Source organism: Sphingopyxis macrogoltabida (assembly GCF_001307295.1).
GTDB classification, from domain to species: domain Bacteria; phylum Pseudomonadota; class Alphaproteobacteria; order Sphingomonadales; family Sphingomonadaceae; genus Sphingopyxis; species Sphingopyxis macrogoltabida_B.
On sequence record NZ_CP012700.1, the window covers coordinates 1,880,651 to 1,904,128 of the forward strand.

A 23,478-nucleotide genomic window follows, 5' to 3' on the forward strand; every position below is an offset into this window, starting at 1 on the left:
ACGTCACGGCGCCGCCTTGTTGAAAAGCCTGTAGAAATTGGCGCTTGTCGTCGATGCCAGTTCGTCGCGATCATCACCGCGCAAATCGGCGAGATAGGTCAGCGTATCGGCGACGAACGCCGGTTCGCCGGTCTTGCCGCGGTGCGGCACGGGGGCGAGGAAGGGGGAGTCGGTTTCGATCAGCAGGCGGTCCTGCGGCAGCCATTTCGCGGTCGCCTGAAGGTCGGCGGCATTTTTGAAGGTCACGATTCCCGAGATCGAGATATAGAGGCCGAGATCGAGCGCCTTGCGCGCGAAATCGTCGCTGGCGGTGAAGCAATGGATGACGCCGGGGAAGACCGCCCTGCCCATTTCCTCGCCGAGCAGCGCCAGCGTATCGTCCTCGGCATCGCGCGTATGGACGATCACCGGCAAACCGCTCTGCTGCGAGGCGTGGATATGGCGGCGGAAACTGTCCTGCTGCCGCTGCCGGTCGCTCTTGTCGTAATAATAGTCGAGCCCGGTCTCGCCAATCCCGATCACGCGCGGATGCGCGGCGCGTTCAATGAGCTTGGCGGTATCTACATCGGGATGCTGGTCGGCGTCATGCGGATGGATGCCGACGCTCGCCCAGACATCGGGATTGGCTTCGGCCGCCGCGAGCACATCGTCCCATTCGCTTTCACGCGTCGCAATGTTGAGCATCGCGGTGACGCCCTTTTCACGCGCACGCGCCAGCACCTCGCCCTGCTGTTCGGCAAGCCCCTTGTAATTGAGGTGGCAGTGCGAATCGACGAGCATTACGCCTCCCCTTCCCCCTCATTCTCTTCGGCAGGCAGTTCGAGGCGCGGGAAGATCGGGACGGGCTGGCCTATGGTGAAGCCGCTGGCGGCGAGCTTCGCGAACCAGTCGGTTTCGGCCAGCGCGGCAAAATCGCGTGCGTCTTCGGCGATCCCCATCTGGTCGAGCAACTTGTCGGCGGCCGCCGGCACGACTGGACGGATCGCGATCGCGAGCGTCCGGACCGCCTTGAACAAAGTCATCAGCACCGCCCGCATCCGCTCGGGGTCGGTCTTGCGCAGCGCCCAAGGCGCCTGCGCGTCGACATATTGATTGCACGCGAACACCGCGCGTAGCCAATCCTCGATACCGACCGAAAAGGCCAGTTGCTCGAAGGCATGTGGCAGGCAATTGCGTGCCATTTCATTGACTTCGCCGAGCAGGTCGAGATCATCTTGCGCCTGCCCATAGCCAGAGGAAAGAGCGCCATCCAAATTCTTGAAAATCATCGACAAGCTGCGCTGCGCCAGATTGCCGAAACTGTTCGCGAGATCGGCATTGGCGGTGCGCACGATCGCCTCGGCCGAATAGGTGCCGTCCTGCCCGAAGCTGACTTCGCGGAGCAGATAATAGCGCAGCGGATCCACGCCGAACTGTTCGGCGAGCGCCATCGGGTCGACGACATTGCCCAGCGACTTCGACATCTTCTCGCCGCGGTTGAGCAGGAAGCCGTGGCCGAACACCTGTTTGGGCAGCGGCAGACCGGCGCTCATCAGGAAGGCCGGCCAGTAAACCGTATGAAAACGAACGATATCCTTGCCGATCATGTGGATATTCGCCGGCCAGAACTTGCCGAAATCGCTAGCGGGATCGGGATAGCCGAGCCCCGAGAGATAGGTGGTCAGCGCATCGACCCAGACATACATGACATGCCCCGGCGAGCCCGGCACCGGCACGCCCCAGTCGAAGCTGGTGCGCGAGACGCTGAGATCCTTGAGCCCGCCCTCGACGAAGCGCAGCACTTCGTTGCGGCGGCTTTCGGGACGGATGAAATCGGGCTGATCGTTGTACAGTGCGAGCAGCCTGTCCTGATAATTCGACAGGCGAAAGAACCAGCTCTCCTCGACCGTCCATTCGACCGGCGTGCCTTGCGGCGAGAGTTTGGTCTCCCCTTCCCCCTGCGTCAGTTCGCTCTCGTCGTAAAAGGCTTCGTCGCGGACCGAATACCAGCCTTCGTAGCGGTCGAGATAGAGGTCGCCATTGGCCTCCATCGCCTTCCAGATCGCCTGCGACGCGGCATGGTGCGCGGCATCGGAGGTACGCATGAAATTGTCATAGCTGATATTCAGCCTGGCATACATCTCACGGAAATATCCTGACATTTCATCGGCGAGGTCGATCGTCGCGCGGCCCTGGTCGCGCGCCGTCTGGAACATCTTCAGCCCATGCTCGTCGGTGCCGGTGATCAGCCGCACGTCGCGACCGCGGGCGCGCTGGAAGCGGGCCATGACATCGGTGGCGATCGCTTCATAAGCATGCCCGATATGCGGACGGCCGTTAGGGTAGCTGATCGCGGTGGTGATATAAAAGGGGTCTGACATGCCCGCGCCTTAGCGGGTGCGGAGCAGGAGGGGAAGTATCCCGACGATTATCGCGCCGCCGCGACTTTCGGCGCGAGTTCGGCAAGGCAATTGCCGATCTCGAACCCGACCATTGCGCCGTCGTAGGAACCGCGGATGGCATCGCGCACCGTCCGCTGGATGCGGTCCCATTGCGCCAGCACCGGCGCGATCTCCGCTACCGGGCGCTCGCGCGCCAGCCGCGCGAGCAGCCCGGGAACGATGTCGATCACCAGTTCGAGCCGGGCGCGGTTGCTGGTGCCAGAAACGTCGCGCGCCAGCGCTTCGCGCAGGCGGTTACCGGGGTCGCCGTTCGCCGCGATCGCCAGCAGCTTTTTCTCCATCGCTGCAACATCGCTGTCGATCAAGGCGATGGCCTTTCCGGGCACCCCGCCCGATGCGGCAACGATCGCACGCACCTCCGCCATTTCGAGCATCGGGCGCAATTCGTGCAGCCACGATGTCATGACGTCATGTGCAACCGGTTGAAAACGAAGCGTTCTGCACCGCGAACGGATCGTCGGCAGCAAGCGCCCGGGTGAGTGACTGATCAGCAGGAACAGCGTTTTGGCTGGCGGCTCCTCGAGCGTCTTGAGCAAGGCATTCGCGCCATCGGTCTCAAGGTCGTCGACCGCATCGACGATGATCACCCGCCACTCACCGAGCGACAGCGACAGGTGCAGACGGCGGATGATACCACGTACCTGGTCGATCGTGATATTGCGCGCGAGCTCCTTGCCCTTGTCCTTCGGTTGACGCGTCAGCGAAAGAATCTCCGGATGGTTGCCGGCGTCGACAAGGCGCGCTGCAGCGGCATCGCCGGGGTCGTTGAGCGATACCGGCACGCCATCGCCGCCGCTTCCGTGAGTGACGAGGAACCGCGCCACCCGCTCGGCAAAGGCACCCTTCCCCATCCCCTGCGGCCCCGCGAGCAGCCATGCATGGTGAAGCCGCCCAGCGGCCCATGCCTCGACGAAGGCGCTTTCGGCGTCCTGATGGCCGATCATGCCAGCCACTCCTGGAGATCGGCGAGGATCGCCGCGGTGACCGCATCGGCAGGAGCGTCGGCCTCGATCACCCGCCAGCGCCCGGGTTCGCTCGCCGCCATCTCGGCAAAGCGCGCAGCGAGGCGCGCCTGATAGTCGGCGGGCTTGCTGCCCATGCGGTCGGCGCCGTCCGCATCGCGCGCTGCCAGCCGCCGCGCAGTTTCATCGGCGCCGACGGTGAGCAGGAAGGTCCGGTCGGGAAGCAACCCCAGCGAGCCGAACCCATGGAGCGCCATGATGTCGGCGTCGGTGATCCCGCCGCCGCCGCCCTGATAGGCACGCGACGAATCGACGAAGCGATCGCACAGCACCCACGCGCCGCGTTCGATCGCGGGCCGGATTGTTCGCGCGACATGGTCGGCGCGCGCCGCGGCGAAAAGCAGCGCTTCGCTCCGCGCGTCCCAGCGGTCGTCGCTGCCTTCCATCAACAGCGCGCGGATCGCCTCGGCGCCCGTGCTGCCCCCGGGTTCGCGCGTCTCGACGCTTTCGATGCCGCGTTCGGCCAGCGCCGCGGCGAGCGCGCGGATCTGCGTCGATTTCCCGACCCCCTCCCCGCCTTCGAGGGTGATGAAACGCCCGCTCACCAGCCCGTCAGCCGGTAAAAGCCGGTGCGCGCCCGCGCCCACCAGCCGCCTTCGCCGACGTCGGCCGCGGCAAGCAGCGGCGTCGTCTGCGGCGGCAACCCGTCCGGGGTAACGACCAGATCGGCGATTGGCGTCCCGCGCACGACGGGCGCGGCGAGCGGCGAGCGGGTGCGCATCACCGCGCGATAACCGCCCGAATAGCCTTTCGGCACCGTCATCCGAACCGCCATGCCGGTTTCGGTCGCGACGACCGGCTTGGCGCCCTTGCCGACATCGATGCGGCCGACGCTGGCACCCGCAGGAACCAGCTCGCGGCCCTCCCATTGATCGAAACCCCAGCTCATCAGCCGTTCGGCCTCGTCGCGCCGCGCTTTCTCGCTGCTCATCCCGGCAACAACCATGATCAACCGCCGCCCGCCGCGCTTCGCCGAGCCGAGGAAGCAATAACCGGCTTCGGCGGTGTGCCCGGTCTTGAGCCCGTCGGCGCCCGCGAAACGGCCAAGGATCGGATTGCGATTCGGCTGGACGATCGGTTTGCCGTCGGGCGATGTGCCGTGCTGGAGCCGCGGCAGCGAAAAATAACGCGCATAGCCTTCGGGATGATCGCGGATCAGCCGGTCGGCAAGCGTGATCAGATCAGCGGCGCTCACCTTGGTCACCCCGCCGTCGGGCCAGCCGTTCGGCGTCCCGAACTTGCTCGACGACATACCAATATTGGCCGCTATGGCATTCATTCGTTTGACGAATGCTTCCTCGCTGCCGTCGATGCCGACGGCCAGCACCGCGGCGGCATCATTGCCCGAAACGGTGATCAGCCCCTTGAGCAGTTCGTCGACCGACACCTTCTCGCGCGGGCGCAGAAACATCGTCGAGCCGCCGGTGCTGCCGTTCCACTTTTTCCACGTCGCTTCGTCGACGGTGAACGGCTTGTCGCGCGATAATTCGCCCTTGCGGATCAGGTCGAGCACGACATAGGCGGTCATCACCTTCGCCATCGACGCGGGGGCAAAGCGCTTGTCGGCGCCGCGCGAGAAGAGGATCGCCCCCGAATCGAGATCCTTGAGCATCACGATCGGCGCCTGCGTGACATAGAGCGGGCGGCTGACCGGTGCTGGCGGCGCCTTGCCCCCTGCCGAGGCAGCTGGCAACGCCGCGGCAACCGCCAGCGCGGCAAGCGCCGCAGCACCGCCCCTGATGATGATCGCCCGTCGCATCCGCCGGCGGGTCACCGGTCGCGAACGACCACTGCGTCGCGGAAACCCTTTGCCTTTGCCTTGCCGAGCGCCGCCTGCGCCTCGGCGTCGCTGGCGAACGGTCCCATACGGACCCGCCAGAGATTGCCCGCCTTGACGACGCTGCCGCCGACCGACTTCGCGGCGGCATTGGCGCGGCTCTGGCTGCTGAACGCCGCCACCTGCACGGCGTGGCTACCGCTCGCGGCGGACGGCGCCGGCGCAGGCTTGGCGACGGGTGTGGCCGGTTTGGCGGCAGGCTTTGCCGCCGGCTTTTTCGCGCCGGGGCCTTCGACGATGAAACGGTCGCCGCCGGCGGGCTGCGCCGGCGCCGGAGCGGTCGGCGTCGATGGCGTCGCCGCCGCGACATTGGCGGAAACGCCCGCCGGCACTGGAATGCCCTTGAGCTTGCTACGCAGGATCATCAGCAGCGAGTCGGGGGTAGCGATCCGGTCAGGAACTGCACCCCCCGCGCGCAACTGCGCCCTTTCGGCCGCCGGCGGATTGGTGCGCCGGACGCGGACGGCGGCGACGCCGCCGGTCAGGCCAAGCTGTTCCGCCGCGCCGCGCGACAGGTCGATCAGCCGGTCGTTCACCATCGGGCCGCGATCGTTGACGCGCACAAGGATGGTGCGTCCGGTATCGAGCGCGGTGACCTCGACATAGCTCGGCAGCGGCAGTGTCTTGTGCGCGGCGGTGATCGCGGCGGGATCGAACGCTTCGCCATTGGCTGTCGGGCGCCCGGCCAGTTCCTCGCCATACCAGCCCGCATAGCCGACATCGTCATAATCGGCGATATCGGCGGGCGTATAGGTCGTGCCGCCGATCGTGAAGGGTTCGCCAAGCTTGGCCGGTCCATCGACGCCGGCCGTCGCAGGCGCCGGCCCCGCTATGGGCCTGCTATCGCCCTTGCCGCCCCCCAAATTGCCGCATCCGCTGAGCAGCAACGCCGCTCCTGCCATCAGGCCCCCGCCCCTAACGATCGATTTCATCCGCCAGCAACCCCACAGAAAGCGCGTAAAAGTTGGAACAATTATAGTCGAGTATCGCACGATAATTGCCGGTCAGCAAATAGGCGGTGTTGCCGGGACCATCGGGTTCGAGCAACGTCGCCTGCACCTGCCCGTCGGGCCAGCGGCCGTTCAGCGGCTGGAAGCCGTCGGCGCGCCATTCGGCCATGCTCCGCCAGCGGCTGTAACGCGCGAAAACCCGCGGGCAGCGGGTCGGCTGCAGCCGTGTCGCAAAACGATTGCGGTCGAAACCGGCGGGCACACGCACCGCGACACCCCACGGCTGCCCGGCGCGCCAGCCGGCGCGGCGCAGATAGGCACCGATCGATTCGATCGCATCGGCCTCGCTCGACCAGATACGCGCGACACCGTCGCCGTCGCCGTCTTCGGCGACCGCCAGATAGACCGACGGCAGGAATTGCGGATAACCGAATGCGCCCGCCCAGCTTCCTTTCAGCACGCTGCGCGGCACGCCCTTTTCGACCATTTCCAGCGTCGCGAGAAATTCGGGTTCGAACAGGCTGCGGCGGCGGCCTTCATAGGCCAATGTCGCCAGTGCCTCGGGCAAGTCGAAATTGCCCGTCACCTTGCCGTATGCGGTCTCATGCCCGAAAATCGCGATCATGATGCTCGTCGGCACGCCGGTGCGCTGTTCGATCCGCGACAGCATCGGCAGCAGCCGGTCGTGAACCGCGCGCCCGCCACCGATCCGCGCCGCATCGACATGCTTCGCCTTATAGGGCGCAAAGGCCGGGATCGGCGTGTTGGGATTCGGCGGTGCGCCAAGGTTGTCGCGATCGAGCGCCACGACACGGGGGTTATAGACCAGCCCCGCGGTCACCCGGTCGAAGGTCGCGCGCGACACCCCGCGCTGCTGCGCCTTCGGCCACAGCGACTGGACATAGGTGGTAAAGCCGGCATCGCTCCCCTGTGCGTGGAGCGGCGCCGATGCGGTGAGCACCCAGGCCGACAGCATCGTGGCTGCCAGCTTGAAAACACGTCCGATTCTGAAACTGCTAGCGTGCATGACGTCCCCACCCATAGGCAATGTCTTGCACAGATGCGAGCGCCTTGACCACCCCGCGGCAAGACGGGCCGAGTCATTCGCGCGCCGGACCGATAACCCGGTTCGCTTGCCGCGTGCTCGAACGGTTCCGGCCCTTTCGGCGTGCGGATCGAGGTTATAAGAAGCGTCGGCGTCATTCGAATTGCCGCTCGCCGGAACAGCGAGACGCGGTACCGAAGATTGCCGGAGAGGAACGGGAATTGCAGACAGCCGATTTTCTGATCGTGGGCGGCGGCATCGCTGGCGTATCGGCAGCCGCGCGGCTTGCCCCGCATGGACGGACCGTGCTGCTCGAAGCAGAGAGTGGCTTCGGCTATCATTCGAGCGGCCGCAGCGCGACCTATTATCATTTCGGCATCGGCAAATCGGTGGTGCGCGGCATGACAGCATTCAGCCGCGCGCATTTCGAAACACCCAGCGCAAATGGCACCGCGCTGTCGCGCCCCTCCGCCGCGCTGTTCATCGCGCCGCCGGAGATGCTCGCGGGGCTCGACGCGCTTGAGGCAGAAATGCGGCCCTATAGCGACCGGCTCGAACGGCTCGACGCCGACGCCGCGCGCGACGTCGTGCCGGTACTCCGCTGCGGCGGCGACGGGATCGTCGCCGCGGTGCTCGACCGCACTGCTCGCCGCCTCGACAGCGAAATGCTGCAGCAGGATTATCGCGCGGCGATCAAGCGAGCGGGCGGCCAGTCGATCTCGGGTGCCCGCGTCGTCGCGGTCGCGCGTGAAGGAACGAACTGGGTCGCGACCACAGCGGCCGGCGATCGCTTCTCGGCACCGACCCTCGTCAACGCGGCGGGCGCCTGGTGCGACGAGATCGCGCGCCTCGCGGGCGTCGCCCCGCTCGGCCTCCAGCCGCTGCGCCGGACGATCATTGGCTTCGATGCCCCGCCGGATCAGCAGATCGGCGACTGGCCCTTCACCAAGACCGCGGTCGACGATTTCTACATGCTGCCCGAATCGGGTCGCCTGCTCGCCTGTCCCGTCGACGAAGTGCCGAGCGAGCCGACCGACGCCCAGCCGGAGGAATATGACATCGCCCTCGCCGCAGCGAAGGTCGAACATTATACTTCGCTTGCGGTCCGGCGGATCAGTCATAGCTGGGCGGGGCTGCGCACCTTCACGCATGACCGCATTCCGGTCGCCGGCTTCGCGCCCGATGCAGAGGGATTTTTCTGGCTGGCCGGTCAGGGCGGATATGGTCTGCAGACCGCCCCCGCGATGGCCGCCGCAGCGGAGGCGCTGATCACCGGCGGCAACTGGCCCGCCGGCTTGACGGATTGGGGCGTCGATCGGGCCGATCTTGCGGTCGAACGGCTCCAGATCGCAGGACATTAGATCGACCATCCGGGCGCCGGGAAGCAGTCAACGAACAGCGAGCGCCCCACGCGGCGCCTCACGAGCGGCGGCAATATTTATCGACTGCCAGGCGAAATAGCACTCTCGACAATCCGGCAGGCAGCAGAGTATCGGCCATATTTCACCGCCGGGGAGCAAGTCGCTGCCAAGGAGGTGTCCCGGCAGGTGCCCCACGCCACAATGGTTTCGCGGGCCGCAGCTTGGAATGAAGGGCGGTATCCGCCGTGCGGACAGGTGGCCGAGTGGTTTAAGGCAGCGGTCTTGAAAACCGCCGTGGGTGCAAGCTCACCGTGGGTTCGAATCCCACCCTGTCCGCCACGCGCTTTCAGCTCGCATCATGAAAGATCACCCCCAGCGTATGCCGCTCCCCGTCGCGGACTTCGCTGACGCCATGGCGTAGCTTGACGTGATAATATCCGCGCGTTCCCGCGCGCAGCGCCTCGTTGACTGCGAAGATTACCGCATCGCCCTGCTGCAACGGCACAACATGCGCGCGCGACTGCATGCGTGGGCGTTGTTCGGTCAGGACGAATTCGCCGCCATCGAACTCGGTCCCGGGCTGCGACAGGAGGACCGCGATCTGGAACGGGAAATGCACCGCGCCATACAGATCCTGATGCAGGCAGTTGTAATCGCCCGCGACATAGCGGAGCAGCAGCGGGGTCGGCCGTCGCTGCCCGGCCGCCTGGCAGATATCGATAAAGGCGGCGTGCTCCTCGGGAAAATGCGGCCCCTGACCCAGCGCTTCCGCCCAGCGGTTCGCGATCCCCGCCAGCGGCGGATAAAGCGCGGCGCGGATCGCCCCGACGATATCGGGCAGCGGGTAGCGATAATAGCGATAGGCGCCACGTCCGAAGCCGTGCCGCTGCATGACCACCGTGCTGCGATAGAGGTCGTCCCTGTCATAGGCGCTGCGCAGGGCGGTGCAGCTTTCGGGCGTCAGCAGGCGCGGCACGATATGCCAGCCCTTCTCGCCAAGGTCGCTTGCCAGCGCCTCCACGTCCAGCGCCGCGGCGCGACCCTCGATGCTTTGCTTGTCCGTCATCGTCATAGTCATCGGCAAATCCACGCCTTCCTGCGAGTTTCGCGCCAGTCTTTGCCTGCGAATGGCGTCAGGACACCCCGTTTCTTGCGCCCGAACACCGGCGTCGATGCGCCGCCAAAGATTTTTCCAAGGCTAGGGCGAACCGCCTCCGTCTTGTGATTGTCCCGGGAGGACATCCCGATCGCGATCACAAGAGGAACCCAATGCGCAAGATCCTGCTAGCGTCCACCTGCCTGGCGGCGGTGTCGGCCACCCCCGCCCTCGCCGAAACCACCATCACCACCGCGACCACCGCACCCGTCCGCACCTCGACGGTCAAGTCGGGCACGCCCGACGATGTGAAGATTACCTCGGCCGGATCGGTGAAGCCGACCAGCGGCACCGCGGTGACGATCGACAGCAATCACAAGGTGGTCAACGAAGGCACGATCCAGATCACCAATTCCGACAATGCGCGGGGCATCTTCGCCAACGCCGGCACCGTCGGTTCGATCACCAATAGCGCGTCGGGCAAGATCATCATCGACGAAAGTTATGCGCCGACCGACATCGACAAGGACGGCGACATCGACGGCCCCTTTGCGGTCGGCAGCAATCGCGTTGGCATCGCGACCGGCGGCGCCTTCACCGGCAATATCGTCAATTCGGGCACGATCACGATCGAGGGTAATGACTCGGCGGGCATCCGCCTCGGCGGCCCGCTGACCGGCAATTTCACCAACGACGGCACCATCTCGGTCCTCGGCGACCGTGCGCTCGGCGTCGGACTTCAGGACGTCACCGGCAACGTCCGCCTCGCCGGCTCGATCAGCGCGCAGGGCGTCGACGCCGTCGCAGCACGGCTTTCCGGTAACATCACCGGTGCGCTCGTCGTCCAGGGCACCGTCGTCGCGACCGGCTATCGCACCACGACCGCACCTGCCGACCCGTCGAAGCTCGACGCCGACGACCTTCTGATCGGCGGCCCGGCGCTGTCGATCGAAGGCGATGTGACGGGCGGCATCGTCCTCGCCGTGCCGCCGAAGGACAATAACAAGGACGACAAGGACGAGGACAAGGACGGCATCGAGGACGCCAAGGAAGGCTCCGCTGCGGTCAGCTCGTTCGGCTCAGCGCCGGCGCTGCGCATCGGCGCCGCGAACCGTGACGTCACGATCGGCGCCGTCAATGGCACCGGCACCGGTTTCGGCCTGATCATAGACGGTTCGGTGCAAGGCAACGGCCTCTATGCCGGCACCGCAGGCAATGCGATCCAGATCGGCGGCATGGGCGGCAACGTCACCATCGCCGGCGGCATCGCCATCGGCGGCACCGTCACGGCGAATTCAAAAGATGTCGCGGCAACCGGAATCCGCATGGGCGCCGGTTCGGCCACCCCCGAAATTCGCGTCGCGGGCAAGGTCGAGGCGACGAGCGGTGGTAACAGCGCCAATGCGGTCGCGACCGGCATCCTCGTCGAAGCGGGCAGCGATGTCGCCTTGATCCGCAACAGCGGCACGATCACGGCGAAGACCGGCGGCGACAACGGCACCGCGCGCGCCATCGTCGACCTGTCGGGCAACGTCGATACGGTCGAGAACAGCGGTGCAATCAGTGCCAGCGGAGCGGCGGCGGCCTCCGGGCGCAACATCGCGATCGACCTGTCGGCGAATGCCGGCGGCGCGACGGTCAAGCAGACCGCGGTCGCATCGGGGGTCACCGCGCCGAGCATCGTCGGCGACGTGCGCTTCGGCGGCGGCAACGATGTGTTCGACATCGCCGATGGCTCGGTCAAGGGCGACACCTTCTTCGGTGCGGGCACCAACCGCCTCGCGCTGTCTGGCGACGCGACCTATGACGGCACCGCCCGCTTCGGCAGCGGCGCCGACGCCATGACGCTCGCCGGGACCTCGAAGTTCAGCGGCACCGCCGATTTCGGCGGCGGTGCCGACACGCTTAACATCGGCGGCACGTCGGTCTTCTCGGGCCGTCTGCAAAATTCGGGCGGACTGGCGGTCAGCGTCAGTGGCGGCACCTTCGACGTTGTCGGCGCCGCAACCATCTCGTCGCTGTCGATCACCGACAAGGGTGTGCTGGGCGTGACGCTCGACACCGGCAACACGGGCACGGCGTTGCAGGTCACCGGCAACGCCAGCTTCGGCACCGAATCGACGCTGGCGCTCAAACTGTCGAGCATCGAGAATGCCGAGGGCGAGCATATCGTCCTGACCGCAGGCTCGCTGACCGGCGCCAGCAACCTCACGACGTCGCAGACGTTGCTGCCCTTCCTCTACAAGGGCACGCTGACCTCGAACGCGACGCAGCTCATCGTCGATGTGTCGCGCAAGAGCACGACCGAACTCGGCCTCAACCGCTCCGAAGCGAGCGCGTTCAATGCGGTGATCGACGCACTCGGCGGCGACGAGGACATCGAGGATGTGTTCCTCGACATCGTCGACGGCGGCCAGTTCCGCAATCAGTTGCAGCAGATGCTCCCCGAACATGAAGGCGGCGTCTTCGAAACCGTCACCTCGGGCTCGCGCGCACTGTCGCGCTACCTGCAGGACCCGAACGCACCGTTCCAGGACGAAGGCAAATGGGGATACTGGGTCAACCAGGCCGTCTGGGGCACCTCGAAGAGCCTCGGCGACACCTCAAGCTACGATGTCAGCGGCTGGGGCATTTCGATGGGTGCGGAGATCGAGAGCGATGTCGGTAACTTCGGCGCGTCGATCGCTTACCTCAAGGGCAAGGACGGCAACGGCAGCAACGACAATGAAGTCAGCACCAGCCAGTTCGAAGGCGCGCTACACTGGCGCCTGCGCTCGGACCGCCTGATGGCGAATGCCCGCATTTCGGGGGCGCCGATCAAGATGAAGGGCACGCGCATCTTCCGCGCCGAAGCCGGGGCCGAGGACATCGAAAAGACGATCCGCGGCAAATGGGACGGCACGCTTTGGTCCGCCTCGGGTTCGGTTGCCTATGATGCGGTCACGAACGGCGGCTTCTCGATCCGGCCGGTTGTCGCGGTGGATTATTACAAGCTGACCGAGAAGGGCTATCAGGAAACCGGCGGCGGCGACTCGCTCGACCTTAAGGTCCTCGGCCGCGACAGCGACGAACTGGCAGTGTCCGGCACCGTCGCGGTCGGCTTCGATTTCGGCGGCCGCGACGAATATGACGGCTGGACGCGCTTCGAAATCGAGGGCGGCCGCCGCCAGATCGTCGGGGGCTCGCTCGGCGCGACCACCGCCTCGTTCAAGGACGGCACCCCCTTCACTCTCGTTCCCGACGACCGCACCAGCGGCTGGGTCGGCCGCCTGCGCGGCATCGCCGGCAACTCGGCGTTCCAGGTCGGGGGCGAGTTCTCCGCGGAAGAGCAGCAGAGCCATATGGGCTGGTCTGTCCGCGCCAGCTTGCGGGTCGGTCTCTAACAGCCCCCCGGGGCCGACCTTGCCGCAAGGGGGAAGCACCCTCCCACTCTCGCTTCCCCCTTGCTACGGCATCAGCAGAATGAAGAAATCAATGTTCGCATATGCCGCCTCCTGTCCTGCCAGCCTCCCGCAGCCCGCGGGCGTCGCCCTGCGCGCGCCGCGGTTGCACGGCTGGGCGATGGCGCTATATGACGGGATCATCAGGGGGCCGGACGGCGCGCGTGCGGGCCGCGCCGAACAGCGACAGACGGCATTCCAGACAAAGCGATCGATGACAGAGGCGACTGAACGAACCGACGCCGGACAAGGCATCGAAGGCGTATTGCTCGCCAACCGGGACCGGATCGTCCGTTTCCTGATGGTTCGCGGCGCCGGCGATGCCGCGGAAGACCTGTTCCAGGATCTGTGGATGCGCCTGACCGACCGCAGTACCGGACCGATTTCCGACCCGCTCTCCTATGTGATGCGCGCCGCGAACAATCTGATGCTCGACCGCTATCGCTCGGCACAGCGCAGCGAACTTCGCGACAAGGCATGGGGTGAAAGCGCCGCCCTGCCGAAACCCTCGGCCGAAACGCTGCTCATCTCGCGCGAACAGCTTCTCCTCGTTGACCGGGCGATCGATGGGACCGGTGAACGCCCGGCCGCTATTTTCCGCCGTTTCCGGATCGACGGGATCAGCCAGCGCGACATCGCCGGCGAAATGGGCGTCAGCCTGAGCACCGTCGAAGCCGATTTGCGCAAGGTCTATGCCATGCTGGCCGATCTCCGGAGGCAATTCGATGCCGGCTGACCCCCGCACCCTCGCCGAAACGCGCGCCATCGACTGGCTGATCCGCCAGCGCGATCCCGGCTTTGCCGATTGGGACGGTTTTGCCGACTGGCTCGCCGAAGACCCCGGTCATTCGGCGGTGTATGACGCGATGGCCAGTCTCGACCTCGACCTCGACGCCCTGCCGAAAGGCGCGCCCGAGCCGGCCAAGCCGGCGGTCGTCATCATCCCGCACGACGCCCCGCGCCGCCCGTCGCGCCGCGCCTGGTTCGGCGGTGCGATCGCAGCAGCACTCGTCGGCGCCGTCAGCCTGTCGAGCCTCGGCCTGTTCGGCGACGCAAACCGGATCGAAACCGCGGCGGGCGAGCATCGCACAATCGCTCTCGCCGACGGCTCACGGATCGAGATCAACGGCGGTTCGGTGGTCGAACTCGACAAGGATCGCCCGCGCTTTGCCCGGCTCGCGTCGGGTGAGGCGATGTTCCATGTCGTCCACCGCGACGGCGACCCGTTTGTCGTCGAGGCGGGCGCGTCGAGGATCGTCGACCTTGGTACGGCCTTCAACGTCGTGCGGCGAAATCGCGCCACCTCGGTCGCGGTTTCCGAAGGGATCGTCGTTTACAATCCGGGCAAGGACAATGTCCGCATGAACGCGGGCAAGGCGATCGAAGCGCACGACGACGACAAGGCGCCGCCTGCGGTTCGCGATGTCGATGTCGGCAGCGTCGGCGGCTGGCGCACCGGCCTGCTCGTCTACAACGGCACGCCGCTCACCATCGTCGCCGAAGATCTGAAACGTACCGCCGGTCTCGACATTTCGGTGGTGCCCGAGGCGGCCGACGTGTCGTTCCGCGGCGCCCTGATCGTCGACAAAAATCGCGCCCGTACCGTCGCCGACCTCGCCGCGCTGTCGGGAACGAAGGCGGCACGGCAGGGCGACGGCTGGACCTTGACCCGCTGACGATGACGCGCGCCCTGCCCCTTCTGGTTGCAGCCGCACTGGCGAGCGTCCCGGCGCAGGCGCGTGCGGCCGAGGAGCGCGCATTCGATGTGCCGAGCGGCAGTCTTTCGGGCTCGCTACCGATCCTCAGCCGGCAGGCTGGGGTCAGCATCAGCGTCGCCGATGCAAAGCTCTGGCAATCCACGGTCAAACCCGTGCGCGGGCGGATGAGCGTCGAAAAGGCGATCAAGCGGATGCTCGCCGGTTCGGACGCGCGCATCGTCCGGGTCAGCGCGACAAGCTGGCGGATCGAGCGCCGTTCCCCACCGCCGAAGGTCGCCCGCCGCGCCACGTCGCCGCCGCGTGCTCCGCCGCCGCCGAGGGCGCGGGAGCCCGACAATCTCGTCGCCGGGCCCGACGACGAGATCATCGTCACCGCCTCGAAAACCGATATTCCCTACGCAAATTATGCGGGCGTCGCCACCGTTCTCGATGGCGACGATTTGGCGTTCGGCGGCGAGCGCGGAATGGATTCGATCCTGTCGCGCATGGCCACCGTATCTTCGACCCATCTCGGTTCGGGGCGCAACAAGCTGTTTATCCGCGGCATCGCCGATTCGAGCTTCACCGGCCCGACGCAGGCGACGGTCGGCCAGTATCTCGGCGATATCCGCCTCAGCTATAATGCGCCCGATCCCGACCTTCGCCTCTACGACATCCAGAACGTCGAAATCCTCGAAGGACCGCAGGGGACGCTCTACGGCGCGGGCTCGCTCGGCGGCATTATCCGCGTCGTGCCTACCCCGCCCGATCCCGACCGCCAAACGGTGCAGGCGATCGCCGGCGTCTCGCTGACCCAGCACGGCGACCCCGGCGGTGACCTTGGCGCCATCGCCAACGTGCCCTTGGGCGACAACGGGCATGCGGTGCGCCTCGTCGGCTATATGCTCAGCGACGGCGGCTATATCGACAATCCGCTGCGCGGCCAGAACGACGTCAATCGCGTCAATGTCTATGGCGGACGTGGCACGCTGCGGCTCGATCTCGGCGACGACTGGACCGTCGACCTCGGCGGCGTCTATCAATCGATCATCTCCGAAGATGCGCAATATGCCGATCGCGACGCGCCGCCGCTGATCCGCAACTCGATGGTCGAGCAGAATGCCAAGGCGCGCTACGGACTCGGCACCCTGGTCGTGATGAAGGACTGGGACGGGCTGCATTTCCGCTCGTCGAACGCCTACGTCAATCACCGCCTGTTCGAACGCTTCGACGCAACCGCCCCGGACAATCCGCCGCGCATTCTCGACCAGCATAACGACACCCGCATGTTCGTCAGCGAAACGCGCCTGTCGCGCCCCTTTCACAATGGCTTCGGCTGGGTCGTCGGCGCCAGCTTCCTCGACAACCGCACCCGCCAGAACCGCGAGGTCGGCGATGCGTTCACCCTCACGCCGCTGACCGGCGTTACCAACCGCATCACCGAATTCACGGGCTATGCCGAGGCGACGGTCGAGGTCGTGCCACACGTCATCGCCTCGGGGGGCCTGCGGCTTTCCCACGCAAGGCTCGGCGGCAGCGGCGAGGATGTGCCGTTCGATATCGCCTATGCGGGGCGCGAAGTTACTGCCCACCGGAACGAAACCGACCTCCTGCCATCGGCGTCGTTGCTCGCATCGCCATTTGCCAACGTCACCCTCTACGTCCGTTATCAGGAAGGTTTCCGTCCCGGCGGGCTGGCGGTCGACAGCCAGTTCGTCCGCCGCTTTCGCAACGATCAGGTACGGACGTGGGAAGCGGGCGTACGCTTCGGCGAAAAGGGGCGGACGCCCTTCGACGCCAGCATCGCGGTCTCGCGCAGCCGCTGGCGCGATATCCAGGCCGATTTCATCGACGCCAACGGCTTCCCCACCACCGCGAATATCGGCGACGGGCGGATCACCAGCATCACCGGAGCATTGGCGGTGCGGCCAACGCCCGCGCTGTCGTTCGAGCTGGGCGCCGTTTATAACCACAGCCGCGTCTCCGAACTGTTCGACGCCGAACTGCGCGCCATTGCGATGCGCGCGGCTGCCATGGATGGGCAGGTCGGCGTGACGATCCCGCAGGCGACGCTGCTCGCCCGGCTGGGGCAGATCCCGAACGTCGCCCGCTACGCCGTGCGCGGCTCGTTCAACTATGCCGCGCCAATGGGCGACGAGGACTTCCGGCTGAACGGCTGGGCCAATTATGTCGGCCCGTCGCGGCTCGGCATCGGGCCGATCCTCGGCGAGGGTCAGGGCAAATATCTCGACACCGGCCTCGCCGCGCGGATCGGCGACGATCGGCGGGGATTGTCGCTGACCCTGACCAACCTGTTCGACGCCCGCGGCAACCGTTTCGCGCTCGGCACCCCCTTCGTCGAAGGCAGCGCCGGCTTCCTCACCCCGTTGCGCCCGCGCACGCTGCGGCTGGCGATCGATATCGCTTATTGATGTCGGCTATGGGGTGGGAAGCGGACGTTTGAGGGTACGCCTATATTCCCCTCCCGCTTGCGGGAGGGGTAGCGAGGCTTGCCAGCTTGCTGGCTAGCCGCAGCGGGGAGGGCGTGTTGCGCCGTTACAGACCTCCCCCGACCCCTCCCGCAAGCGGGAGGGGAGAAGGTCCGCTTCCGGCCGTTTTTGGACGATCCTCCCTGTACCGCAGGTATGGGGAGGTGGCAGCGCGAAGCGCTGACGGAGGGGCAAATGGCGCTAAGGTCGTCGCCCCTCCACCACCGCTGCGCGGCGGTCCCCCTACCCACGGCTGCGCCGCAGGGAGGATATTGACGGCCGCTACCAGCCGCCACCGCCGCCCCAATCAGTCCGCCAGCACGATCCGTTCGTACCGCCCCAGATGATGATCGGCGCTGCCGAACTGGCCTTCGATCATCGTCGCGCGCTTGAAATAATGGCCGATCGCCAATTCCTGCGTGATGCCGATGCCGCCGTGCGTCTGGATCGCATTCTGGCCGACGAAATTCGCGCCGCGCGCGACCTTCGCCTTGCACGCCGACACCGCCGCCATGCGCTCGTTCGCGGGCAGGTCCAGCTTCAGCGTCCCCATGATCGTCATCGAGCGCGCCTGTTCGACTTCCATGAACATATCGACCATGCGGTGCTGAAGGACCTGGAACTTCGCGATCGGCACGCCGAACTGCTTGCGCTGCTGCGTATATTCCAATGTGCCTTCGTGCAGTTTCTGCATCACGCCGGTCGCCTCGGCACATACCGCGACGGTCGCCTCGTCGACGATCCGTTCGACCAGGGGCAGACCGGCTCCCTCGGCGCCGAGCAGCGCATCGCCGGGGATCGCGACATTCTCGAAATAGATTTCCGACGCGCGGCTGCCGTCGACGGTCGGATAGTCGCGGCGCACGATGCCCGGCAGCTTCGCGTCGATCAGGAACAGCGACACGCCGTCCCGGTCGCGCTGGCCGCCGCCGGTGCGTGCGGTGACGAGCAGGTGGCTCGCCCACGGCGCGGCGTAGACGACGCTCTTGTGGCCGCTCAGCACATAGCCCGCGCCGTCCTTCTTCGCCGCCGTCTTGAGGTTGGCAAGGTCGTAGCGTCCCTGCGGCTCGGCATAAGCGAAAGAAACAATCGCATTGCCGGCGATAATCTCCGGGATCATGGCGTCGGCCTGCGCGCCGCCAACGGCCTTCAGCGCGCCGCCGGCGATGACCACGGTGGGCAGATAGGGTTCGATGCCCAGCACCTTGCCCAGTTCCTCCATCACGATCGCATTTTCGAGCGCACCGCCACCCAGTCCGCCATGTTCCTCGGCAAAGGCGGCGCCAAGCATGCCGAGTTCCTGCGCCAGCGCAGTCCAGATCGCCGGGTCGCGCCCGCTGTCGCTCGCGATGAACTTCTGACGCGTCTCGAAATCATAGGTGTCGGCAAGAAAACGCGACAGCGTATCGCGGATCATGTCCTGCGTTTCGGTGTAGGTGAAATCCATTGTCGTTATCTCTTTCTATGTTCCCCGGCGAAAGCCGGGGCCCATTGCCGCAAACGGCCCTCAAGGCCGATGGAGACCCCGGATCAAGTCCGGGGTGGTTTCGGGATCACAATCCCAAAACCATCTTCGCGATGATGTTGCGCTGGATTTCGTTCGACCCGCCATAGATCGTCGTCTTGCGCATGTTGAAATAGGTCGGCGCGGCGCGATGGGCATAATCGGGCCCGATCGGATGCTCGTTGTCGCTTTCCCCGAACCCACGGAAATAGGGCGCACCATAATGGCCGACGGCTTCCAGCGTCAGTTCGGTCAGCCGCTGCTGGATTTCAGACCCCTTGATCTTGAGCAGACTCGACTCCGGCCCCGGGCCCCTGCCCGCGTTCGGGCCGGCAAGACTGCGCAGCTCGGTAAATTCGAGCGCGGTCAGGTCGATCTCGAGTTCGGCCAGCTTGCGCTTGAAGAAGGCGTTGGCGATCAGCGGCTCATCGCCGTCGAGCTCGGTGCGCGCGATCGCCTTCACCTTCTCGATCCCGCGCTTCGACGCCGCGACGCCGGCGATGCCGGTGCGTTCGTGCGCGAGCAGGAATTTGGCGCAGGTCCAGCCCTTATTCTCTTCATAGACCCGCTGCGATTGCGGCACGCGGACATCCTCGAGCCACACTTCGTTGACCTCATGCTCGCCGCCCAGCGTGATGATCGGGCGCACGGTGATGCCGGGCGATTTCATGTCGATCAAAAGGAAGCTGATCCCTTCCTGCTGCTTCGCTTCCTTGTCGGTGCGGACGAGGAAAAAGCCCCAGTCGGCATGCTGCGCCAGCGTCGTCCACGTCTTCTGCCCGTTGACGATATAATCGTCGCCGTCCTTGACCGCCGCGGTGCGCAGGCTGGCGAGATCGGACCCCGATCCGGGCTCCGAATAGCCCTGGCACCACCAATCCTCGCCCGACAGGATGCGCGGCAGGAAATGCGCCTTCTGTTCGGGAGTGCCGAAGGTATAGATCACCGGGCCGACCATCGCGAGGCCGAAGGGCATCAGGCGGATACAGTCGGCGCGCGCGGTTTCCTCCGACCAGATGAAGCGCTGCGTCGGGGTCCAGCCAGTGCCGCCATATTCGACCGGCCATGCCGGGGCGATCCAGCCCTTCTTGTACAGGATCTTGTGCCAGGCGAGGAAATCCTCCTTGGACATCTCCTCGCCTTCGTCCTGCTTGTCGCGCAGCTCGGCGGGGTAGTTTTCGGCGATGAACTCGCGCACTTCCTTCTGGAATGCGAGGTCTTCGGGGCTGAACTCCATGTCCATGACGATTCTCCCTTGGGCAATACCGCCCTTATATTATCGGTTCACGCTTACGTAAAGGTAAGTTGTCTTTCGCAACGCGATGCGTGACACCTTCAACAACTTCCGCCGCATGTCCAGCGATCGCATGCAGTTTCGCCCCGCCACCTCGGAGGTAGCAGGGCCAATCCGACATAATGGCTTGATCCTAGCCGGCGCTGTACCGCGTCACGAGCACAACCGCACCCTCGCTGGCATAGGCGCCGCGAACCTCGGCGATCGACAGCATGACGTCGATCGCGATCCCGTCGCGAGTCACGATCTGCGAGGCGATGCGCACCGGCTCGCCGCTACGGAATACGCTCTCGATCGCGTCCGAAAAGGCGGCCCGATGTCCGACGGCGAGCAACGCCGAAAAGCGCACCCGCCGAATCGCCGCCACGTCGACCCCGACCATGGCCGTCAACGCCTCGTTCGCAGTATCGACGGTTTCGCGCACCGAAAGCCGGGCATGACCGACACTGCCGTCGATATCGACTACGGTCGCCAGCGCATGCCGTAGATCGATCGCGGTAATATCGTCCATCGCCTCGCTGACATCGCGCAGCAGGATTGCGCCGCCAACGGGCAACGGCACCAGGTCGACATGCAACCATTGGCGCGGACGCAGGAGGCCCGGCATATCGCCCGAAAAGCGCTCGCGATGGTCGAGCAGGCGGATGATGCGCTGGAACAGCAGGCTTCCGCCGAGCTCCGGCAGCGCGGCGGCGAGTTCCGCGCCGATCAGGTCCGCCGCAGCGCGTTCGATCATGTCGCTAGCGGCCGGGTTGACCGACAGGATGCGCCACTGGCGATCGACGACGATCGCGCCGTCGGGGATCGATTCAATGAGGAGCGCCAATGAGTCCTGCAATGTGTCGGTCGACGCCCTCCCCGCGCCGCTTTCGCCGTCGAGGCGCCGATAGTCGTCGAGCGAGATCAGCACATGCGCGTCCTTGCCATGGTGCGTCACCACCACGGGCTTTCGCGCCGCCTGCATCCGCCAGTTCGCGAAGCCACGGATGAACTCCGCCGCCGATACGCGTTGCGGTTCGCGTGCTGTTGCCACATCGCCCTCCTGAAACTCGCGCCCCCACCATGCGTATAATCGAGGATCAGTGGCATTGGGTCTGGAAGGGATGCAACGGCGTCGCATTTTTGCCCGTTCTGATACCATTGCGGAGATCAAACCAGCTTCGCCCTCCCGCAGCGTAGCGCGTTGACCCGCGCGTCGGCCTCGCCGACATGGACGCCGAGTACCCCGGTGATGTCGGCGATCAGCGTATCGAGTACCGGCGCCGCCAGCCCGACGGTATCGCCGACCAGCGTCGTCAGCGCCTTCGCGTTGAGCCCAAGGCCGAGAATGTTGACGCGCAGGTCCATGCGGTTGGAGAGCGACTTGGCGGCCCCCGCGACCAGCCCGGAGCTCTCCACCGTCTTCATCTTCCCCGCATCGATCTCGGCGCGCGAAAAGCCGAGCGGCTTTTCGGCGAGGTCCGACAGCACCAGTTCGGCCTCGCCATCGACGCTCGCCAGCGGGAGGCGCAGCAGCCGCGCCGGCTGCGGATCGAGTTGCCGCTGCATATTCTGGAAATCGGCGCTGGCGACCGTGCCGATCGCCAGCGTCGCCGGGGTGGTGGTCACCGCTAGCGAGACAGAACCATTCCCCGCGCCCTGACACTGAATATCCGAAATGCGCGCCGAGGCCGATCCGAGTTCGGCCAGCACCGGAATCTGCACCGCGGCGAGCGGCGTCGATACCTTGGCGTCGAGCTTGAACCGCACCTGCGCGGTACGCACCACGACATCGTTGGTATCGGTCACCGCGATCAACGGCGAATGGGCAGGCGGCTCGCCGATCATCAGCGCCAGATCGACCCCCGACCCGCCAGGCAGGCTGCTCGCCAGCGACAGGTCGAGCTGCCGGTTGGCATTGCCGAGCAGCAGCATCGCCCGCGCGAGGTCGAGCGCGTTGACCTTCACCGGATTGGCAGCATCGATGCGAATGCTCGACGAGCGCGGCCCGAGGTCGATCGCCCGCGAAGGAACCAGCGCGCGCGGCAACGCCTTCGAGGCGAGATGTTCGAGCGCGGTCGCCACCTGCCCGTCCGACGCCTGCGCCAGCGCCGACAGCACCTGCGGCGTCGTCACTTGCGTGTCGAGCGTCTGGCCGAAGGTCAGCACGTCGGCGCCTATCTCGGTCCGCAGAGCGTCCGAAAAGGCAAGCAAATCGATATCGGCGCTCGCCAGCGCATTATAATCCATCACCGACAAATTGACCTGGCTGCCCGTCAGCGCCGACAGCAGCGCATTGGGCACGCCGCCGTGCACGGCCGCCACCCGCGACCCCAGCGAGAAGGCGGCATAGCCACGCCGCGCACCGGTTGCGGTTGCGCTGATCATGCTTTCGCTGCGACCGGTCAGGAAGCGGCCGAAGAAGAGCGGGCGATTCCGCGTCAGCGTCACCCGCACCGCATTGGGCGAGCCGCCGCCCGCGACGAACCGCCTCTCGGCCTCGACCGCCGCGTCGGGGGTATAGGTGCCGCTAGTCAGTGCTGCGACGGTGATCGTGCACGCACAGCTTGCCGCGATGATCCGCTGTGCAGCAGCCCGCTCTTCGCCCGGCCTCGCGGCGGCCGCCATCGCCGCAGCGTCGGCGATCCCCTGCAGCTTGCGGCGATCGAGATAGAGCGAGCCGACATCGACCGCGAGCGCCGCCGAACCGATCAGCATCGTCAGCCCCAGCGCCGACATGATGCTGATTCCCGCGCGCAGGTCGCGGACGAGGGTGGACAGGAACGAAAAGAAGGTCATGGCGTCACTCCACCGGCAGTTCAAAGGTCGCGTCGGCGCGGATGACGTTGCCGGGCACGGGAACGATCGACGTGCGCAGGAAGCTGTCTGCCGGCACGGTGTAGGTCACGCCGACCGTAATCGCGTCGCCCGTTTCGGAGACGGCGATGCTTCGCTTGTTGGGAGTGATCTGCGGTGTGCCTTGCAGGCTCCGGTCGACCGCGCGCGTGGCGATGGCGCGGCGATCGGCGGCATCGAGCCCGACGATCGCGGCGCGCGCGCCGTCGTTCGCGGCCTGCTGCACGCTGTGCGCGAGCAGGAAATATTGCCCGTAGACCAGGATGCCCATCAGCAATGCGAGGAAGAGCGGCAGGACGAGCGCCATCTCGATCATCGCCGCGCCGCGCTCGTGCCGTACCAGCGCTTGGCGGACTTCGACGAATGGGCGGGTCAACCGGGAAAGGAAAAGCGGATCTGTCATGCGGTCCAGGATGGGCCCACATGATGAAAGCCGGGTCGCCTCGCGGCGACACCGGTTTTTCGTA

At 66.0% G+C, this 23,478-nt stretch carries 18 protein-coding genes and 1 tRNA gene; 6 read left to right on the forward strand and 13 right to left on the reverse strand.

The window, feature by feature from the left end:
• Positions 1-3: 3 nt before the first annotated feature.
• The 7 genes from AN936_RS08870 to AN936_RS08900 are packed head-to-tail and all read right to left on the reverse strand — an operon-like array spanning position 4 to position 7,226.
• Complete coding sequence (locus AN936_RS08870; protein WP_054587845.1) at positions 4-780, reverse strand: TatD family hydrolase; 777 nt, start codon at positions 778-780, stop codon at positions 4-6.
• Positions 780-2,360: a methionine--tRNA ligase gene (gene metG / locus AN936_RS08875; protein ID WP_054587846.1), complete on the reverse strand. Its 1,581-nt coding sequence runs from the start codon at positions 2,358-2,360 to the stop codon at positions 780-782. The genes AN936_RS08870 and metG overlap by 1 nt, the downstream gene beginning before the upstream one ends.
• A gap of 47 nt (positions 2,361-2,407) precedes the next feature.
• A complete protein-coding gene (locus AN936_RS08880) occupies positions 2,408-3,385 on the reverse strand; it encodes a DNA polymerase III subunit delta' (protein WP_054587847.1) in 978 nt (325 codons plus the stop codon).
• Positions 3,382-4,011 carry a dTMP kinase gene (tmk, locus tag AN936_RS08885; RefSeq protein ID WP_054590178.1) on the reverse strand — a complete coding sequence of 210 codons (630 nt, stop codon included), beginning with the start codon at positions 4,009-4,011 and terminating at the stop codon, positions 3,382-3,384. The genes AN936_RS08880 and tmk overlap by 4 nt, the downstream gene beginning before the upstream one ends.
• Positions 4,005-5,222: a D-alanyl-D-alanine carboxypeptidase family protein gene (locus AN936_RS08890; protein WP_084758635.1), complete on the reverse strand. Its 1,218-nt coding sequence runs from the start codon at positions 5,220-5,222 to the stop codon at positions 4,005-4,007. Before AN936_RS08890 ends, tmk begins: the two co-directional genes overlap by 7 nt.
• 11 nt (positions 5,223-5,233) lie before the next feature.
• Positions 5,234-6,232, reverse strand: a complete 999-nt coding sequence (locus AN936_RS08895) for a septal ring lytic transglycosylase RlpA family protein (protein ID WP_054587848.1) — start codon at positions 6,230-6,232, stop codon at positions 5,234-5,236.
• Positions 6,216-7,226 (reverse strand): lytic murein transglycosylase, encoded by a 1,011-nt coding sequence (locus AN936_RS08900; protein ID WP_234715781.1) that lies wholly within the window; start codon positions 7,224-7,226, stop codon positions 6,216-6,218. The genes AN936_RS08895 and AN936_RS08900 overlap by 17 nt, the downstream gene beginning before the upstream one ends.
• Positions 7,227-7,516: 290 nt before the next feature.
• Between AN936_RS08900 and AN936_RS08905 the strand changes: the two genes are divergently transcribed.
• Positions 7,517-8,656: an NAD(P)/FAD-dependent oxidoreductase gene (locus AN936_RS08905; protein ID WP_054587849.1), complete on the forward strand. Its 1,140-nt coding sequence runs from the start codon at positions 7,517-7,519 to the stop codon at positions 8,654-8,656.
• Between the two features lie 249 nt (positions 8,657-8,905).
• Positions 8,906-8,995: transfer RNA gene (locus AN936_RS08910), tRNA-Ser, on the forward strand.
• 7 nt (positions 8,996-9,002) lie between these two features.
• Here the strand turns inward: AN936_RS08910 and AN936_RS08915 are convergent.
• Entirely contained in the window at positions 9,003-9,722 is a 720-nt protein-coding gene (locus AN936_RS08915; RefSeq protein ID WP_201782977.1) for a 2OG-Fe(II) oxygenase, read from the reverse strand.
• 203 nt (positions 9,723-9,925) lie between these two features.
• Here AN936_RS08915 and AN936_RS08920 point away from each other — a divergent pair, with 203 nt between their 5' ends.
• The 4 genes from AN936_RS08920 to AN936_RS08935 all read left to right on the forward strand — a co-directional run bounded on the left by AN936_RS08920 (position 9,926) and on the right by AN936_RS08935 (position 17,321).
• The gene (locus tag AN936_RS08920; RefSeq protein ID WP_054587850.1) at positions 9,926-13,135 is read left to right on the forward strand and encodes an autotransporter outer membrane beta-barrel domain-containing protein; all 3,210 of its coding nucleotides are present in this window, start codon (positions 9,926-9,928) and stop codon (positions 13,133-13,135) included.
• Between the two features lie 91 nt (positions 13,136-13,226).
• Positions 13,227-13,928, forward strand: a complete 702-nt coding sequence (locus AN936_RS08925; protein WP_335337309.1) for a sigma-70 family RNA polymerase sigma factor — start codon at positions 13,227-13,229, stop codon at positions 13,926-13,928.
• On the forward strand, positions 13,918-14,868 hold the full coding sequence (locus AN936_RS08930; RefSeq protein ID WP_054587851.1) for a FecR family protein: 951 nt from the start codon (positions 13,918-13,920) through the stop codon (positions 14,866-14,868). The genes AN936_RS08925 and AN936_RS08930 overlap by 11 nt, the downstream gene beginning before the upstream one ends.
• 2 nt (positions 14,869-14,870) lie before the next feature.
• On the forward strand, positions 14,871-17,321 hold the full coding sequence (locus AN936_RS08935; RefSeq protein ID WP_054587852.1) for a TonB-dependent receptor domain-containing protein: 2,451 nt from the start codon (positions 14,871-14,873) through the stop codon (positions 17,319-17,321).
• Positions 17,322-17,685: 364 nt separating this feature from the next.
• Here AN936_RS08935 and AN936_RS08940 read toward each other — a convergent pair whose 3' ends face one another.
• The 5 genes from AN936_RS08940 to AN936_RS08960 form a co-directional block, all read right to left on the reverse strand.
• Positions 17,686-18,825 carry an acyl-CoA dehydrogenase family protein gene (locus AN936_RS08940; protein ID WP_054587853.1) on the reverse strand — a complete coding sequence of 380 codons (1,140 nt, stop codon included), beginning with the start codon at positions 18,823-18,825 and terminating at the stop codon, positions 17,686-17,688.
• 106 nt (positions 18,826-18,931) lie between these two features.
• A complete protein-coding gene (locus AN936_RS08945) occupies positions 18,932-20,125 on the reverse strand; it encodes an acyl-CoA dehydrogenase family protein (RefSeq protein ID WP_054587854.1) in 1,194 nt (397 codons plus the stop codon).
• A 184-nt stretch (positions 20,126-20,309) separates the two neighbouring features.
• Complete coding sequence (locus AN936_RS08950; RefSeq protein WP_054587855.1) at positions 20,310-21,209, reverse strand: PAS domain-containing protein; 900 nt, start codon at positions 21,207-21,209, stop codon at positions 20,310-20,312.
• A 116-nt stretch (positions 21,210-21,325) separates the two neighbouring features.
• Positions 21,326-22,954 carry a TadG family pilus assembly protein gene (locus AN936_RS08955; RefSeq protein WP_054587856.1) on the reverse strand — a complete coding sequence of 543 codons (1,629 nt, stop codon included), beginning with the start codon at positions 22,952-22,954 and terminating at the stop codon, positions 21,326-21,328.
• 4 nt (positions 22,955-22,958) lie between these two features.
• Positions 22,959-23,414 carry a TadE/TadG family type IV pilus assembly protein gene (locus AN936_RS08960; RefSeq protein ID WP_054587857.1) on the reverse strand — a complete coding sequence of 152 codons (456 nt, stop codon included), beginning with the start codon at positions 23,412-23,414 and terminating at the stop codon, positions 22,959-22,961.
• Between the last annotated feature and the right edge of the window lie 64 nt (positions 23,415-23,478).

Excerpts from the sequence above, each read along its gene's own strand:
- AN936_RS08920 (WP_054587850.1), top strand. The coding sequence starts at position 9,926 with ATGCGCAAGATCCTGCTAGCGTCCACCTGCCTGGCGGCGGTGTCGGCC.
- AN936_RS08930 (WP_054587851.1), top strand. The coding sequence starts at position 13,918 with ATGCCGGCTGACCCCCGCACCCTCGCCGAAACGCGCGCCATCGACTGG.
- AN936_RS08870 (WP_054587845.1), bottom strand. The coding sequence starts at position 780 with ATGCTCGTCGATTCGCACTGCCACCTCAATTACAAGGGGCTTGCCGAA.
- AN936_RS08880 (WP_054587847.1), bottom strand. The coding sequence starts at position 3,385 with ATGATCGGCCATCAGGACGCCGAAAGCGCCTTCGTCGAGGCATGGGCC.
- AN936_RS08890 (WP_084758635.1), bottom strand. The coding sequence starts at position 5,222 with ATGCGACGGGCGATCATCATCAGGGGCGGTGCTGCGGCGCTTGCCGCG.
- metG (WP_054587846.1), bottom strand. The coding sequence starts at position 2,360 with ATGTCAGACCCCTTTTATATCACCACCGCGATCAGCTACCCTAACGGC.
- AN936_RS08955 (WP_054587856.1), bottom strand. The coding sequence starts at position 22,954 with ATGACCTTCTTTTCGTTCCTGTCCACCCTCGTCCGCGACCTGCGCGCG.
- AN936_RS08925 (WP_335337309.1), top strand. The coding sequence starts at position 13,227 with ATGTTCGCATATGCCGCCTCCTGTCCTGCCAGCCTCCCGCAGCCCGCG.
- AN936_RS08895 (WP_054587848.1), bottom strand. The coding sequence starts at position 6,232 with ATGAAATCGATCGTTAGGGGCGGGGGCCTGATGGCAGGAGCGGCGTTG.
- AN936_RS08940 (WP_054587853.1), bottom strand. The coding sequence starts at position 18,825 with ATGGATTTCACCTACACCGAAACGCAGGACATGATCCGCGATACGCTG.
- AN936_RS08945 (WP_054587854.1), bottom strand. The coding sequence starts at position 20,125 with ATGGACATGGAGTTCAGCCCCGAAGACCTCGCATTCCAGAAGGAAGTG.
- AN936_RS08900 (WP_234715781.1), bottom strand. The coding sequence starts at position 7,226 with ATGCTGTCGGCCTGGGTGCTCACCGCATCGGCGCCGCTCCACGCACAG.
- AN936_RS08960 (WP_054587857.1), bottom strand. The coding sequence starts at position 23,414 with ATGACAGATCCGCTTTTCCTTTCCCGGTTGACCCGCCCATTCGTCGAA.
- AN936_RS08915 (WP_201782977.1), bottom strand. The coding sequence starts at position 9,722 with ATGACGGACAAGCAAAGCATCGAGGGTCGCGCCGCGGCGCTGGACGTG.
- AN936_RS08935 (WP_054587852.1), top strand. The coding sequence starts at position 14,871 with ATGACGCGCGCCCTGCCCCTTCTGGTTGCAGCCGCACTGGCGAGCGTC.